10 protein-coding genes and 1 riboswitch are annotated in these 14,461 nt (G+C 69.9%); of the genes, 5 read left to right on the plus strand and 5 right to left on the minus strand.

Annotated elements, in window-relative coordinates; all coding sequences use genetic code 11:
- Positions 1–16 precede the first annotated feature (16 nt).
- The 3 genes from HHL15_RS22955 to HHL15_RS22965 are packed head-to-tail and all read left to right on the plus strand — an operon-like array spanning position 17 to position 3,782.
- The gene (locus HHL15_RS22955) at positions 17–634 is read left to right on the plus strand and encodes a hypothetical protein (protein WP_235943624.1); all 618 of its coding nucleotides are present in this window, start codon (positions 17–19) and stop codon (positions 632–634) included.
- Complete coding sequence (locus HHL15_RS22960) at positions 631–1,812, plus strand: efflux RND transporter periplasmic adaptor subunit (protein WP_206198933.1); 1,182 nt, start codon at positions 631–633, stop codon at positions 1,810–1,812. The genes HHL15_RS22955 and HHL15_RS22960 overlap by 4 nt, the downstream gene beginning before the upstream one ends.
- Complete coding sequence (locus HHL15_RS22965) at positions 1,809–3,782, plus strand: MacB family efflux pump subunit (RefSeq protein ID WP_328825078.1); 1,974 nt, start codon at positions 1,809–1,811, stop codon at positions 3,780–3,782. The genes HHL15_RS22960 and HHL15_RS22965 overlap by 4 nt, the downstream gene beginning before the upstream one ends.
- 33 nt (positions 3,783–3,815) lie before the next feature.
- Here HHL15_RS22965 and HHL15_RS22970 read toward each other — a convergent pair whose 3' ends face one another.
- Positions 3,816–4,943 (minus strand): ribonucleotide-diphosphate reductase subunit beta, encoded by a 1,128-nt coding sequence (locus tag HHL15_RS22970; protein ID WP_169148152.1) that lies wholly within the window; start codon positions 4,941–4,943, stop codon positions 3,816–3,818.
- On the minus strand, positions 4,940–7,726 hold the full coding sequence (locus HHL15_RS22975; RefSeq protein WP_328825079.1) for a ribonucleoside-diphosphate reductase subunit alpha: 2,787 nt from the start codon (positions 7,724–7,726) through the stop codon (positions 4,940–4,942). The genes HHL15_RS22970 and HHL15_RS22975 overlap by 4 nt, the downstream gene beginning before the upstream one ends.
- A 152-nt stretch (positions 7,727–7,878) precedes the next feature.
- A riboswitch (cobalamin riboswitch) is annotated at positions 7,879–8,079 on the minus strand.
- 236 nt (positions 8,080–8,315) lie between these two features.
- On the opposite strand from HHL15_RS22975, the gene HHL15_RS22980 reads away from it, so the two are divergent.
- Complete coding sequence (locus tag HHL15_RS22980; protein ID WP_169148154.1) at positions 8,316–8,744, plus strand: acyl-CoA thioesterase; 429 nt, start codon at positions 8,316–8,318, stop codon at positions 8,742–8,744.
- Positions 8,745–8,767: 23 nt separating this feature from the next.
- Here the strand turns inward: HHL15_RS22980 and metE are convergent, their stop codons facing one another.
- The gene (gene metE, locus HHL15_RS22985; RefSeq protein ID WP_169148155.1) at positions 8,768–11,056 is read right to left on the minus strand and encodes a 5-methyltetrahydropteroyltriglutamate--homocysteine S-methyltransferase; all 2,289 of its coding nucleotides are present in this window, start codon (positions 11,054–11,056) and stop codon (positions 8,768–8,770) included.
- A gap of 101 nt (positions 11,057–11,157) precedes the next feature.
- On the opposite strand from metE, the gene HHL15_RS22990 reads away from it, so the two are divergent.
- Positions 11,158–12,099, plus strand: coding sequence for a LysR family transcriptional regulator (locus HHL15_RS22990; RefSeq protein WP_169148156.1), 942 nt, complete (start codon positions 11,158–11,160; stop codon positions 12,097–12,099).
- Positions 12,100–12,346: 247 nt separating this feature from the next.
- Here the strand turns inward: HHL15_RS22990 and HHL15_RS22995 are convergent, their stop codons facing one another.
- Both HHL15_RS22995 and prpF read right to left on the minus strand, forming a co-directional pair.
- The gene (locus HHL15_RS22995; RefSeq protein WP_169148157.1) at positions 12,347–13,207 is read right to left on the minus strand and encodes an isocitrate lyase/PEP mutase family protein; all 861 of its coding nucleotides are present in this window, start codon (positions 13,205–13,207) and stop codon (positions 12,347–12,349) included.
- A gap of 47 nt (positions 13,208–13,254) precedes the next feature.
- Positions 13,255–14,460, minus strand: coding sequence for a 2-methylaconitate cis-trans isomerase PrpF (gene prpF / locus HHL15_RS23000; RefSeq protein ID WP_169148158.1), 1,206 nt, complete (start codon positions 14,458–14,460; stop codon positions 13,255–13,257).
- Position 14,461: the final 1 nt, after the last annotated feature.

The raw sequence follows: 14,461 nt of genomic DNA on the forward strand, positions 1-14,461 counted from the left end.
CCGGACTGGAATGGAAATGAAGTCATTCAAACATGCGGGCGGGCTTGCCATGCTTGCTCTGGCCCTGCTGGCAGCGCCCGCCGCCCGCGCAGACTATGCGTGGATCGAGGCGGATGGGCCGGGTGCCCGGGTGCAGGTGGGCGAACTCGGCACACCGCGCGAAGCCCGGCTTGTCGATGCACGGGCGCTGGCCGCCTCCGGCCAGAAGCTGGCGCTCCCTGCCGAGGGCGCACGCTGGGAGATTCCCGCCGCGCCTGCCGGCGATCTGCGCTTCTCGGCCCGGACGGTGGATGCCGCGGGCACCCTCGAATACCTGCACGCCCGTAGCGGCCGCCATGACACCCGCGCGGTGAACGACCTGGAGCTGGCCCCCACCCGCCCCGGCGGCTCGACCTTCCGCCTGTACTGGAAGGGTGAGCCGGTCAGCGCGTCGCTGGTGCGGGTGAGCACGGCGGCCGGCTGGCAGAAGACGCTGCGGCCGGCGGAGGATGGCAGCGTCAGCCTGGACACGCCTTTCCCGGGGCTCTACGTGCTGGTCGTGTCGGCCCGCATGGACGGCGGCGCGGAGGTGGACGGCAGGCGCTACGCCGAAGTCCGGCATACCGCCAGCCTCAGCTTCAGGGTGGGGGAATGATGGGCCGGCCAGGATTGTGGCGCCGGCTGGCAGGGCTGCTCGCCCTCGCCGGCATGGTGGCCGCGGGAGCGGGATGGGCCCTGCGTCCCACGCTGGAGTACGAAACGGCCGGGGTGGCGCGGGGTGACATCGAGGCCACCGTCACCGCCATCGGCACCCTCGAGCCGCGCCGCTATGTAGACATCGGCGCCCAGGTGTCCGGGCGTATCACCCGGCTGCACGTCCAACCGGGCAGCGTGGTGGGCAAGGGTGACCTGCTGGTCGAGATCGACCCCAGCGTGCAGCGCGCCACCGTCGATGCCGGACGTGCCGCGCTGGCCGGCCTGCACGCCCAGCTCGCCGAGCAGCAGGCCCAGCTGCGCCTGGCCGCCCTGCAGCAGGCCCGCCAGCAGCAGCTCTCGCGGGACGAGGCGACCCGCCAGGAGGACGTGGATACCGCCGAGGCTGGACTGGCCGCGGCGCAGGCCCGGGTGGACAACCTGAAGGCCCAGATCCGCCAGACCCAGGCCACCCTGCAGGCCGACGAGGCCCGCCTGGGCTACACCCGGATCGATGCGCCGATGGCCGGCACGGTGGTCAGCGTCGAGGCGCGGGAAGGCCAGACCCTCAACGCCACCTACCAGACACCGCACATCCTGCGCATCGCCGACCTGTCGGGCATGACGGTATGGACCGAGGTGTCGGAGGCCGATGTCCGCCAGGTGAAGGCCGGCCAGGCGGTCTACTTCACCACCCTGGGTGGCCATGGTGAGGCCGCGCCGCGGCGCTGGACTGGCCGTGTGCGCCAGATCCTGCCTGCACCACGCCCGGCGCCGGCGGTGCAGGGCAGCAGCGCCCAGCCGGCTGCCAGCAAGGCGGTGGCCTACACGGTGCTGTTCGACGTAGACAATGCCGACGGCGAGCTGATGCCCCAGATGACGGCCCAGGTCAGCATCATCACTGCCGCCGCCAGAGGCCGGCTGCAGGCGCCGCTGGCCGCCCTGGAGCCGGTGGCGGGCGCGGCGGACCGCTTCAGTGCCCGGGTCCGCAAGGCCACCGGCGAGGTCGAGCGGCGCGAGATCCTGGCCGGGGTGCGCAATCGCCACATGATCGAAGTGCGCGAAGGCCTGGCCGAGGGGGAGGCCCTGGTGGTGGCCGAGCGCCGTCTTGATGGCGGCCCGCGGAGATTCACCTGGTGAGCGCCGCGGACCTTCCCCTGATCGCCCTGCGCGACCTGCGCAAGACCTACGGCGGTGGCGAGCAGCCGGTGGTGGAGGTGCTGCGCGGCCTGTCGCTGGACATCCATGCCGGCGAGTTCGTGGCCATCGTCGGCGCCTCGGGCTCCGGCAAGTCCACCCTGATGCACATCCTGGGCTGCCTGGACCGCCCGACCTCCGGCCAGTACCTCTTTGCCGGGCAGGACGTGGCCGGCTTCGATGCCGACCGCCTGGCCTGGCTGCGGCGCGAAGCTTTTGGCTTCGTCTTCCAGGGCTACCACCTGATCGCCAGCGAGACCGCCCGTGAGAACGTCGAGGTCCCCGCCGTGTATGCCGGCCTGGACGAGTCGGAGCGCTCTGCGCGGGCCAGCGCGCTGCTCGAGCGGCTGGGCCTCGGGGACCGCCAGCACAACCGCCCCCGGCAGCTATCCGGTGGCCAGCAGCAGCGGGTGTCGATCGCCCGGGCGCTGGTCAATGGCGGACGCATCATCCTCGCCGACGAGCCCACCGGCGCCCTCGACTCACGCAGCGGCGCCGAGGTCATGCGCCTGCTGGCCGAGCTGGCGGAGGCTGGGCACACCATCATCCTGATCACCCACGATCACCGTGTGGCGGCCCAGGCCCGCCGGGTGATCGAGATCCGCGACGGCCTGATCGTCGCCGATTCCGGCGTGCCGGCGGGGCAGGGGAAGGCCCTTGAAGAGGAGGCTGCGCAGGCCCGTTTCCCCGACGCCCCGCCGGCCGGGTCCGCCGCAGGCGCCTGGCGCGCCGAGCTGAAGGAGGCGGCCCGCAGCGCCTGGCGCGGCATGAACATGAACCGCGGCCGGACCGGCCTGACCCTGCTCGGCATCGTCATCGGCGTGGCCTCGGTGATCGCCATGCTGGCCATCGGCGAGGGCGCCCGCCAGAAAGTGGCCACCCAGATGGGCAGCATGGGCGCCACCATCATGTACATGGGCAGCCGGCCGCCCCCCACCGGCGGACCAGCCGGCATGGTCACCGAGGAGGATCTGGCCGCCATCGCCAGCCTGCCCGAGGTGGCCCGGGTGATGCCGGTGATCGGCGACCCGATCTCGGTGCGGCGCGGAAACATGGAGCGCAACCTCTACGTCTTTGCCGGCACCGAGGCGATGCCCCGCATGCACCACTGGCCCCTGGCGGCCGGGCGTTTCTTCAGCGCCCGCGAAGACAGCGACCTGGCCCCCCTGGTGGTGCTCGGCCACAAGGCCAGGGAGCACTTCTTCCCCGGCGGCGGCGACCCCATCGGCCGGCATCTGTTGATCGGCACGGCGCCCTTCGAGGTCATCGGGGTGATGGCCGAACGGGGGGCCGAATCCGGCAGCCAGGACTACGACGACATGGTCTTCATCCCCTACCGGGCCGGGCGGGCGCGGGTCTACCGGGCCCAGACCCAGCCCGACTACACGGTGATCGAGGCCGCCGGTGCGGCGCAGGTGCTGGCCGCCGAACAGGCCATCCGCCGGGTCCTGCTGGAACGCCACGGGCGCGAGGATTTCGGCATCGGCAATGCCGCTGCCAAGCTGCAGGCCGAGATGGAGACCCGCGAGGCGATGACCATGATGCTCGGCCTGATCGCCGCTGTATCCCTGGTGGTGGGCGGCATCGGCGTGATGAACGTGATGCTGATGACGGTGCGCGAACGGACCCGCGAGATCGGCATCCGCATGGCCACCGGCGCCCGCCAGCGCGACATCCTGCGCCAGTTCCTGACCGAATCGGTGCTCCTCACCGTGGCCGGCGGCCTGCTCGGCGTGGCGGCCGGGCTGGTGGCCGGCGGGCTCATGCTGCTGTGGGACGTGCCGGTGATCTTCTCCCTCACCGCGATGCTTGGCGCCTTCGCCTGCGCGGTGGTCACCGGCCTGCTCTTCGGCTACCTCCCCGCCCGCCAGGCGGCGCGGCTGGACCCGGTGGTGGCGCTGGCGGGGGAGTAGGGCGGGGGGCTTTTCCCGTGCCCGCGAGTCTGCCTACTCCCAGGCCAGCGCCCCTCCCGTCTGGTACTCCGTGACCCGCGTCTCGAAGAAGTTCTTCTCCTTGCGCAGGTTGGCCTGTTCGTCGAGCCAGGGCAGGACGTTCTCGGCGCCGGGGAAAGGTTCGGCGAGGCCGACCTGGCGGGCGCGGCGGTTGGCCATGAAGCGGAACTGGCGGGTGTGCAGGTCGGCGTTGTAGCCGAGGATGGGGTCGCGCAGGATGTAGGCGGCGTAGGCTGCCTCGGCGGCTTCGGCTTCGTCCCACAGGGTTTTCAGGGCGGCCGGGTCGAGGCTCAGGTTCTCTTCCTTGAGCAGTTCGCGCACCACCCGGATGCCGAAGGCGCAGTGCAGCACCTCGTCGCGCATGATGTACTGGAGCTGCTCGGCGGCGCCCTTCATCAGGCCCCGGCGCTGCAGGGCGAAGATGGGGGTGAAGCCGTTGTAGAACCAGCAGCCCTCGAAGATGGCCGCGAAGAAGAAGTAGGAGAGGGCGAATTCGTGCAGGTTGTCCCGGTCGGCCAGATCGAAGTCGGGGCGCATGACCCGCTCCAGGCGTCGGTTGGCCAGGGCGATCTTGCCGTGGATGGCGGGCACCACCCGGTAGCGGTTGTAGATCTCCTGCTGGTCGAGGCCGATGCTCTCGATGCAGTGCTGGTAGGTCCAGGTGTGCAGGGCTTCTTCATACACCTGGCGGGCCTGGTAGATCTGTAGTTCGGGAGCGCTCATCTTCTCCATCACGGCCAGGCCGATGTTGCGCATGGCCAGGATGTCGGAGGTGGTGAGGTAGGCCAGCACGTTCTCGAAGACATGGCGCTCGGCGCCACTGAGCTTGTGGTGGTAGTCGTGCACGTCCTGGGCCATGGAAATCTCCAGGGGCGTCCAGTGGTTGCGGTTGGCCTTGAGGAAGAACTCCCAGGCCCAGGGGTACTTGAAGGGCGCCAGCTGGTTGATGTCGGTCTTGCCGCCGACGATGCGCTTGTCGGCGGCGTTGACCGGGGCCAGGGACGGGCCGGGGGCCGCGGCGGGTGCCGGTGCCGCAGTCCCGGCTTGTGCCGGGGCGGGGCGGGCAGGCGGGGTGGTCCGTACGGGCGCGTCGTCCCAGTCGTTGAAGTGCAGCGCGCTCATTGGCAGGCCTCGCATTCGGGGTTGTCGATGGCGCAGAAGCGCGGGGCTTCGTCGCCCGTGGGGGCGGGCTCGTCGCGGCCGCCGGATTTCTCCATCTGGCTGGCGCCCAGGGTGCGCAGGTAGTAGGTGGTCTTGAGGCCACGCAGCCAGGCCAGCTTGTAGATCTCGTCGAGCTTGCGGCCGGACGGTGTGGCCAGGTAGAGGTTGAGGGACTGGGCCTGGTCGATCCACTTCTGGCGCCGGGCGGCGGCTTCGATCAGCCACACCGGGTCGATCTCGAAGGCGGTGGCGTAGCGGGCCTTGAGTTCGTCCGGCACCCGGTCGATGCGGGCCAGGGAGCCGTCGAAGTACTTGAGGTCGGCCACCATCACTTCGTCCCACAGGTCGAGGGCCTTGAGGTCGCGCACCAGGGCTTCGTTGACCACCGTGAACTCCCCGGACAGGTTGGATTTGACGTAGAGGTTCTGGTAGCCGGGTTCGATGCTGGCGGACACGCCGACGATGTTGGAGATGGTGGCGGTGGGGGCGATGGCCACGCAGTTGGAGTTGCGCATGCCGTGGCGGGCGATGCGCTCGCGCAGGGCGGCCCAGTCCAGGCGGGCCTCGCGGTCCACCTCCAGCTGCCCGCCGCGCCCTGCTTCCAGCAGGCCGAGGGAGTCCAGGGGCAGGATGCCGCGGCTCCACAGGCTGCCGTCGAAGCTGCTGTAGCGGCCGCGCTCGCGGGCCAGTTCGGTGGACGCCCAGTAGGCCTGGTAGCACACCGCCTCCATGGCCCGGTCGGCGAAGTCCACCGCCTCGTGCGAGGCGTAGGGCAGGCCGAGGGCATACAGGCAGTCGGCAAAGCCCATGATGCCGAGGCCCACCGGGCGGTGCAGCAGGTTGGCCCGGCGGGCCTTCGGGGTGGCGTAGAAGTTGATGTCCACCACGTTGTCGAGCATGCGCAGGGCGGTGCTGATGGTGCGGGCCAGCTTGTCCATGTCGAGCCGGCCGTCCTTCAGGTGGGCGGGCAGGTTCACCGAGCCCAGGTTGCACACCGCGGTTTCGTTGTCGGAGGTGTTGAGGGTGATCTCGGTGCACAGGTTGGAGCTATGCACCACGCCCACATGCTGCTGCGGCGAGCGCAGGTTGCAGGCGTCCTTGAAGGTGAGCCAGGGGTGGCCGGTCTCGAATAGCATGGTGAGCATGCGCCGCCACAGCTGCACGGCAGGGATGCGCTTGAACAGGCGCAGCTCTCCGGCGGCGGCCTTGGCCTCGTAGGCGGTGTAGGCGGCCTCGAAGTCGGCGCCGAAGCGCTCGTGCAGGTCGGGGGTGTCCACCGGCGAGAAGAGGGTCCATTCGGCGTTGTCCATGACCCGCTTCATGAACAGGTCGGGGATCCAGTTGGCGGTGTTCATGTCATGGGTGCGGCGCCGCTCGTCGCCGGTGTTCTTGCGCAGGTCGAGGAATTCCTCGATGTCCAGGTGCCAGGTCTCCAGGTAGGCGCACACCGCGCCCTTGCGCTTGCCGCCCTGGTTCACCGCCACGGCGGTGTCATTGACCACCTTGAGGAAGGGGATGACGCCCTGGCTCTGGCCGTTGGTGCCCTTGATGAGGCTGCCGAGGGCGCGCACCGGGGTCCAGTCGTTGCCCAGGCCGCCGGCGTATTTCTGCAGCAGGGCGTTCTCCTTGACCGCCTGGTAGATGCCTTCCAGGTCGTCCGAGACGGTGGTGAGGTAGCACGACGAGAGCTGCGGGTGGCGCGTGCCGCTGTTGAACAGGGTCGGCGTGGAGCACATGAAGTCGAAGCTCGAGATCAGGTCGTAGAACTCGATGGCGCGGGCCTCCCGGTCGATCTCACCGAGGGCCAGGCCCATCGCGACGCGCATGAAGAAGACCTGCGGCAGCTCGATGCGGCGCCCGTCCATGTGCAGGAAGTAGCGGTCGTAGAGGGTCTGCAGGCCCAGGTAGCCGAACTGCAGGTCGCGCTCGGGGCGCAGTGCGGCGGCCAGGCGCGGGAGGTCGAACTCGGCCAGGCGTGGGTCGAGGAGTTCGGCGCCGATGCCCTTGCGGACGAATTCGGGCAGGTAGTCGGCATAGGTGCCGGCCAGTTCGTCCAGCCCGATGCGGTGGCCCAGCACCTCCCGGCCGAGGCTGGCCAGCAGCAGGCGGGCGGTGACCTGGTTGTAGGCCGGCTCCCGTTCGATCAGGCTGCGCGCGGCGAGGATCAGGGCCTGCTCCACGTCGGCGAGGGGCACGCCGTCGTAGAGGTTCTTCAGGGCGTGGTCGAGCACGCTCGGGGCCGATACGCCCTCGCCCAGCCCGCTGCAGGCGGCCTGGCAGGTGCGCAGCAGGGCGGCGCTGTCGAGGGGGATGCGGCGCCCGCCGTCCACCACGTGCAGCACCGTCTGCTCACGGGCCTCGGCCGGCGCGGCAGCCCGTTCGGCGGCGCGGCGTTCGCGATAGAGCACGTAGGCGCGGGCCACGTCGTGTTCGCCGGAGCGCATCAGGGCCAGCTCCACCTGGTCCTGGATATCCTCGATGGACACCGTGCCACCGTCGGGCAGGCGCCGGGTCAGGGCCCGCAGCACGGTGTCGGTGAGGCGGCCGACGATCTCGCGCACCCGGGACGAGCCGGCGCTGCCGCTGCCCTCGACGGCCAGGAAGGCCTTGCTCATGGCCACGGCGATCTTGTCCGCGTTGAAGGCGACCACGGCCCCGTTGCGGCGGATGACCTGCAACGCGGCAAGGGTCGGGTCGTGGCTGTCGGGCTGGCTGGTGCTGGGGGGCAGGGCGGTGGCGAGCAAGGCGATTCTCCGAGTTGGGGGGCGGAGAATCGAGGACCCGGTGGGTGCCACCCGGCAACACGGCGGCTGGCTCCCCTGGCGGGAATGGCAGCCCCGGCGCACGGTGGCGGCGGGACCGCTCCTCGTTTCAGGGACACCCCGCCCCAAAAGCATTGAAGGAATGGGCCATGGCAGGTCTCCTGACTCTCGGGTCCGTGTGTCGTGCCAGCCTTCCCGGAGCGCATCCAGTGGCAGTGGGGGCACGAAACTCGCCGATCACAGTTGCGGGGGCAGTGCTGGCATTGAGGCGTGTCGCCTCGCACCAGCTTCCCTTTTCATCCCCTGTCGGGGAACCAATGACGGGGCGGAGTGTAGGAGGGGGGCTGGCGGGCTGTCAAGGATTTTCCCGTATGTAGTGGGTGGGGTGGCTTTGGGGTCAATGGGTAGTGGGTCGGGAAGGGCTGTGCGCTCGGCCGGAGCAGCGTGCGGCGGGTTCGCAAGCTTCGCAAACGCACGGGTTTCCCCTGGAAAATCTTCGCCATTTCAGTGGCTTCCGGTGTTTTCCGGATGCGTATATTGCGAAGCGTCTCCTCAACCCCGGTACGCATCCATGACACTTGCTACTCCTTCCACGACGCCACCTTCCCGCCCGCGCGAGACCGTCTTTGTCGAGATGGTCTTTCCCGATCAGGCCAACCATTACGGCACCTTGTACGGTGGCAATGCACTGGGCCTGCTCGGCAAGGCGGCCTTCGTCACGGCGACGCGGTTCGCCCGCTGCGCGGTGGTCATGGCGGCCTCCGGGCACGTGGATTTCCATGTGCCGGTGAAGCTGGGCCAGATGCTGGAACTGACCGGCCGCATCATCCGTGTCGGGCGCTCGTCGATGAGCGTGGAGGTCAGCGGTATGGCCGAGACCCTGGCCGGCGGGGAGCGCACCCCGGCCCTGCGGGGGTGCTTCGAGATGGTGGCGGTGGATGGAGAGGGCCGCCCCCGGGCCATCGATCCGGACGACGGGCATCCCGTCCTCCCGACCTGAAAGGCCGGCGGCGGCCTCCGGTGTCAGGCTTCCGCTGCTACCTGGCGGCGGACCTCCTGTGCGGCTGCCACCATGTTGCGCAGGGCCGCCTCGGTCTCCGGCCAGCCCCGGGTCTTCAGGCCGCAGTCCGGATTCACCCACAGGTTGATGGCGGGAATCACGCGGCGGGCCTTGTGCAGCAGTGCCACCATCTCACCTGTATCCGGCACCCGCGGCGAATGGATGTCATACACGCCCGGCCCGATCTCGTTGGGGTAGCGGAACTCGCCGAAGGCGCCGAGCAGTTCCATGCCGGAACGGCTGGTCTCGATGGTGATGACGTCCGCGTCCATGGCGGCGATCTCCGGCAGGATGTCGTTGAACTCCGAATAGCACATGTGGGTGTGGATCTGGGTGTCGTCGCCCACCGCCGACGCGGCAATCCGGAAGGCCCGGCTGGCCCAGGCGAGGTAGTCCCGCCAGCCGGCGCGACGCAGGGGCAGGCCTTCGCGGATCGCCGGCTCGTCGATCTGGATGATGCCTATCCCGGCCTGCTCCAGGTCGGCAACCTCGTCGCGGATCGCCAGGGCGATCTGCAAGGCCGTGTCGGCGCGGGGCTGGTCGTCGCGGACGAAGGACCATTGCAGCAGGGTGACCGGTCCGGTGAGCATGCCCTTCATCGGGCGAGGCGTCAGGCTCTGGGCAAAGCATGTCCAGGCCACGGTCATGGGGCGGGGGCGGGATACGTCGCCGAAGATGATCGGCGGCTTCACGCAGCGCGAGCCGTAGGACTGGACCCAGCCGTTGGCCGAGAAGGCATAGCCGTCGAGGCGTTCGCCGAAGTACTCGACCATGTCGTTGCGCTCGGCCTCGCCATGCACCAGCACGTCCAGGCCGAGGGCCTCCTGTTTGCGCACGGCCAGGGTGATCTCTGCCTCCATGGCGGCCTGGTAGGCGCCGCCGCCGATCTCGCCGCGCTTGTGGGCGGCCCGGGTGGCACGGATCTCGCGGGTCTGGGGGAAGGATCCGATGGTGGTGGTCGGCAGCGGAGGCAACCCGAAGCGCGCCCGCTGGCGGGCCTGGCGCTGGGGGAAGGGGGCGGCGCGCCGATCGGCGTCGGGGCCCAGGCTGCGCAGGCGCGCGGCAACCGCCGGATTGCTCACCCGGGGGCTGGCGCGGCGGTCGGCCAGGTGCTGGCGTGCGATGGCCAGCTCGTTCCGCACGCTGTCTTCACCGTCTGTCAGGGCGCGCTTGAGCAGGGCCAGCTCGTCCAGCTTCTCGGTGGCAAAGGCCAGCCAGTGACTCAGTTCGCTGTCGATGCCACTGTGCGCGCCGGCCTCCCCGGCCAGGCTGACCGGAACATGCAGCAGCGAGCAGGAGGGGGCCAGCCACAGGGTGTCACGGCGTTCCCGCAGGGGTTTGAGGGTGGCCAGGGCGCGGTCCGGGTCGCAGCGCCAGATGTTGCGGCCGTCGATGATGCCTACCGAGAGTTGCTTGTGGGCCGGCAGCCAGTCGGCCACCCGGAGGACCTCGTCGGGCGCGCGCACGGCATCAATGTGGAGGCCGTCCACCGGCAACCGGCAGGCCAGTTGCAACTGGTCGGCGAGCGGCGAGAAGTAGGTGGCCAGCATCAGGCGTGCGCCGGCTGATGCCAGGGCGATGTAGGCGGCTTCGAAGGCGGCCCGCCAGGGGCCGGGCAGGTCCAGGCCCAGGATCGGCTCGTCCACCTGGACCCATTCCGCGCCTTCGGCCTTGAGGCGCTGCAGGATCTGCCCATACACCGGCAGCAAGTGTTCCAGCAGCGCGAGGCGGTCGAAGGGCTGGCCGCCCCTTTCCTTGCCCAGCCACAGGAAGCTGAGCGGCCCGAGGAGGGTCACCTTGACCCGGTGGCCCAGGGCCCGGGCTTCGGCGACCTCGGCGAAGAGGCGTCCGGAGGCAAGCCGGAAACGGGTCTCGGGCAGGAACTCCGGGACCAGGTAGTGGTAGTTGGTGTCGAACCACTTGGTCATCTCCAGGGCCGGATGGCCTACGCCGCGGGCCAGTGTGAAATGCCTCTCCAGTTCGTCCTCGCGGCCCGAGAAGCCGAAGCGCGGGGGCTCGCAGCCGAGCAGCTGGATGTGGCCGGCGACGTGGTCGTAGAAGGCAAAGTCGCCCACGCTGACGCAGTCCAGGCCGGCGTCCCGCTGCAGGGCCCAGTGGCGTGCCCGCAGGTCGCGGCCGATGGCTTCGAGGGCGGGTCGGTCGAGTTCGCCGCGCCAGTGTGCTTCGAGGGCGAACTTCAACTCGCGCTGGGCGCCGATGCGGGGAAAACCGAGGATGTGGGTGTGGATCATGGAAGCTCCGGGGAAACAGATCTAAGGGCTTGTCATGATTGGCGCAGGGTGATTATTATTCAAACGATTAATTCTAAGAAAAAGCATTAGCAGAGCTAATAATGGCGACTTCCATCCTTGAACTGCGTCACCTGCGCACGCTGTTCGCGTTGCGGGCCACCGGCAGCCTCACCCGGGCGGCCGATCTGCTGAGCCTGACCCAGTCGGCCCTGTCCCAACAGGTGCGGCAGCTGGAGGATCGCTACGGGGGGGCGCTCTTCGAGCGGAAGTCGGCCCCCCTGGTGTTCACGGCCCTGGGCGCGCGCCTGCTGCGCCTGGCGGACGAGGTCCTGCCGGGCGTGGACGAAGCCGAGCGTGACCTGGCCCGCCTGGCTTCGGGCCGGGCCGGCAGCCTGCGCATCGTGGTGGAGTGCCATACCTGCTTCGACTGGCTGATGCCGGCCATGGACAGCTTCCGCAGCCGCTGGCCGGAGGTGGAGCTGGACATCGTTTCGGGATTCCACCCGGACCCGGTGGGCTTGCTCCACCAGGGCCGGGCCGACCTGGCCATCGTGGCCGAGCCGGAAGCCGACCCGGCCATTGCCTACCATCCGCTGTTCCGCTTCGAGATCGTCGCGCTGCTGGCCAATGGCCATCCGCTGGCGACCCACTCCTATCTGGAGGCGGCGGATTTTGCGGGGCAGACGCTGATCACCTACCCGGTGCCGGACGAGATGCTCGATGTGGTGCGCTGCGTGCTGGAGCCGGCCGGAGTGCGTCCGGCGCGCCGCACCACCGAGCTGACCGTGGCCATGCTGCAACTGGTGGCAAGCGGCCGGGGCCTCGCCGCGCTGCCCCTGTGGGCGGTGCAAGGCTATCTGGATCGCAAGTACGTGCTGGCACGTCCGATCGGAGCTACCGGACTGACCGGCCGTCTGCATGCCGCCACCCTGACCAGCGCGGCCGGACGGCCCTATATGGCCGACTTTGTCAGCGTGATGCGGGAGCGCAGCTTCGCCGAGCTGGCCGGCATCGAGCTGCTCCGCGAGGATGGGGCGCCCTGACCCTGGTCCTCAGACCGCAGCGGCCTTGCTCCAGGGGGCGTGCATGACCTTCCGGGCGAGCTGAAGGCGCCACCCGGTGAAGCAGTCCTCCAGCACGCTGCGGACGAGCAGCGTGAAGCCGTCGCGGGGCGGCGGGGTTTCATGGCTTTTGAATAAAAAAGCCGGCCGGGCCCTAGTCCTGGAGAGACTAGCTAGGGAGAGAAGAGAGAAGGCCCGGCGGCGAAAAGCTTATGGAGCGGCAGGGCCGTCAGGCGTAGTGCTTCTCCAGCGCGTCCCAGTCGGGTTTGCCCACCAGGCGCTGGCGCTCGGCGAAGGGGGTGACCAGGGCCGGATCCTCATCCAGGCGGCGGGTGTCGCGCAGGACGCCCAGGGCCTTCTGCATGCCGGCCAGGGCGCCCTGCAGCGCGGCGTTGGCATACAGGACAAAGCCATAGCCGAGCTGTCCCAACTGATCGGCATCGAAGATCGGCGTGCGGCCGCCGATGACCATGTTCATCAACTGGGGGCGGGGGAGCTGCTGCGGCAGCGCGCGGATCTCCTCGGCGCGGGTCACCGCCTCGACGAAGAGGATGTCGGCGCCTGCCTCGGCGAACTTCAGGGCGCGCTCCACGGCGGCCTCGAAGCCCTGGGTGGCGCAGGCGTCGGTGCGCGCCATGATGAGCAGGTCGCCGTCCTGGCGGGCATCCACGGCGGCCTTGATCTTGCTCACGGCCTCCTCGGTGGGGATCACGTCCTTGCCCGAGAAATGGCCGCAGCGCTTGGGCGCCACCTGGTCTTCGAACTGGATGCAGTCGGCCCCTGCGCGTTCCAGGGTGCGCACGGTGTGGCGCACGTTGAGGGCGTTGCCGAAGCCGGTGTCGGCATCGACGATGAGGGGCAGGCTCACCGCGTCGCGGATGCGCGCCGTGTGGTCGGCGATGTCCGCCAGGCCCATGAAGCCCTGGTCGGGCAGGCCGAAGCACATGTTGGTGACGCCAGCGCCGGTGATGTAGATGGCTTCAAAGCCGAGGTCTTCGATGACCCGGGCCGACAGGGCGTTGAAGGCGCCCGGCACGAGGACGCCGCGGCGGGCGTCGGCCAGGGCGCGGAGTGTCTGGCGAGTGGACATGGGGTTTCCTGAAAGCGGTGAGGGGGCGGGTGGCAGGGGCGCGGGATTCACAGGCCGTCTCCGGGGACGCGTACCCAGCCTTCCATCAGCGTGCGGGCGCTGCGGCTCATGAGGGCGCGGGTGACCTGCCAGGCGCCGTGCTCGCAGCGGGCTTCGGCGCCCACGCGGAGGGTCCCGGAGGGGTGGCCGAAGCGCACGCTGCGGCGTTCGCCGCCGCCGGCGGCGCGGTTCACCAGGGTGCCGGGGATGGCCGCCGCCGCGCCGATGGCCACCGCGGCGGTGCCCATCATGGCGTGGTGCAGCTTGCCCATCGACAGGGCGCGGACCAGCAGGTCCACCTCGTCGGCCGCCACCGTCCGGCCGCTGGAGGCGAGGTAGGCGGTGGGGGGGGCGACGAAGGCGATCTTGGGGGTGTGCTGGCGCCGGGCGGCTTCGTCCAGGCTGGCGATCAGGCCCATGCGCAGGGCGCCGTGGGCGCGGATCGCCTCGAAGCGGGCCAGTGCCGGGGCGTCGCCGTTGATGGTGTCCTGCAGCTCGGTGCCGGTGTAGCCCAGGGTCGCGGCGTCCAGGAAGATCACCGGGATGCCGGCGTTGATCAGGGTCGCCTGGAAGCGGCCCACCCCGGGCACGTCCAGCTCGTCGAGCAGATTGCCGGTGGGGAACAGGGCGCCGCCGTCACCGTCGCTGTCGGCGGCGGGGTCGAGGAACTCAAGCTCCACCTCGGCGGCCGGAAAGGCCACGCCGTCCAGTTCGAAGTCGCCCGTCTCCTGGACCTCGCCTTCGCGGACCGGCACGTGGGCGATGATGGTCCGGGCGATGTTGGCCTGCCAGATGCGCACCGTGCACAGGCCGTCGCGGGGGATGCGGGCAGGGGCCACCAGCCCGGCGCTGATGGCGAAGGCGCCGACCGCGGCGGACAGGTTGCCGCAGTTGCCGGACCAGTCCACGAAGGGCGTGTCGATGGAGACCTGCCCGAACAGGTAGTCCACATCGTGGTCGGGCCGTTCGCTGGCCGCCACGATGACAGCCTTGCTGGTGCTGGAGGTGGCTCCGCCCATGCCATCGATCTGCTTGCCGTAGGGGTCGGGGCTGCCGATCACCCGCAGCAGGAAACGGTCCCGGGCGCTGCCGGGCCGGCGGCACGGCTCCGGCACGTCCTGCAGGCGGAAGAACACGCCCTTGCTGGTGCCGCCCCGCATGTAGGTGGCGGGGACGCGGAGCTGGGGAGCGTATGGATGCGCAGTGGCGTTCATG

This window comes from Zoogloea dura (assembly GCF_012927165.1).
GTDB lineage: Bacteria > Pseudomonadota > Gammaproteobacteria > Burkholderiales > Rhodocyclaceae > Zoogloea > Zoogloea dura.

Excerpts from the sequence above, each read along its gene's own strand:
- metE (WP_169148155.1), bottom strand. The coding sequence starts at position 11,056 with ATGATCCACACCCACATCCTCGGTTTTCCCCGCATCGGCGCCCAGCGC.
- prpF (WP_169148158.1), bottom strand. The coding sequence starts at position 14,460 with ATGAACGCCACTGCGCATCCATACGCTCCCCAGCTCCGCGTCCCCGCC.
- HHL15_RS22970 (WP_169148152.1), bottom strand. The coding sequence starts at position 4,943 with ATGAGCGCGCTGCACTTCAACGACTGGGACGACGCGCCCGTACGGACC.
- HHL15_RS22960 (WP_206198933.1), top strand. The coding sequence starts at position 631 with ATGATGGGCCGGCCAGGATTGTGGCGCCGGCTGGCAGGGCTGCTCGCC.
- HHL15_RS22995 (WP_169148157.1), bottom strand. The coding sequence starts at position 13,207 with ATGTCCACTCGCCAGACACTCCGCGCCCTGGCCGACGCCCGCCGCGGC.
- HHL15_RS22980 (WP_169148154.1), top strand. The coding sequence starts at position 8,316 with ATGACACTTGCTACTCCTTCCACGACGCCACCTTCCCGCCCGCGCGAG.
- HHL15_RS22990 (WP_169148156.1), top strand. The coding sequence starts at position 11,158 with ATGGCGACTTCCATCCTTGAACTGCGTCACCTGCGCACGCTGTTCGCG.
- HHL15_RS22955 (WP_235943624.1), top strand. The coding sequence starts at position 17 with ATGAAGTCATTCAAACATGCGGGCGGGCTTGCCATGCTTGCTCTGGCC.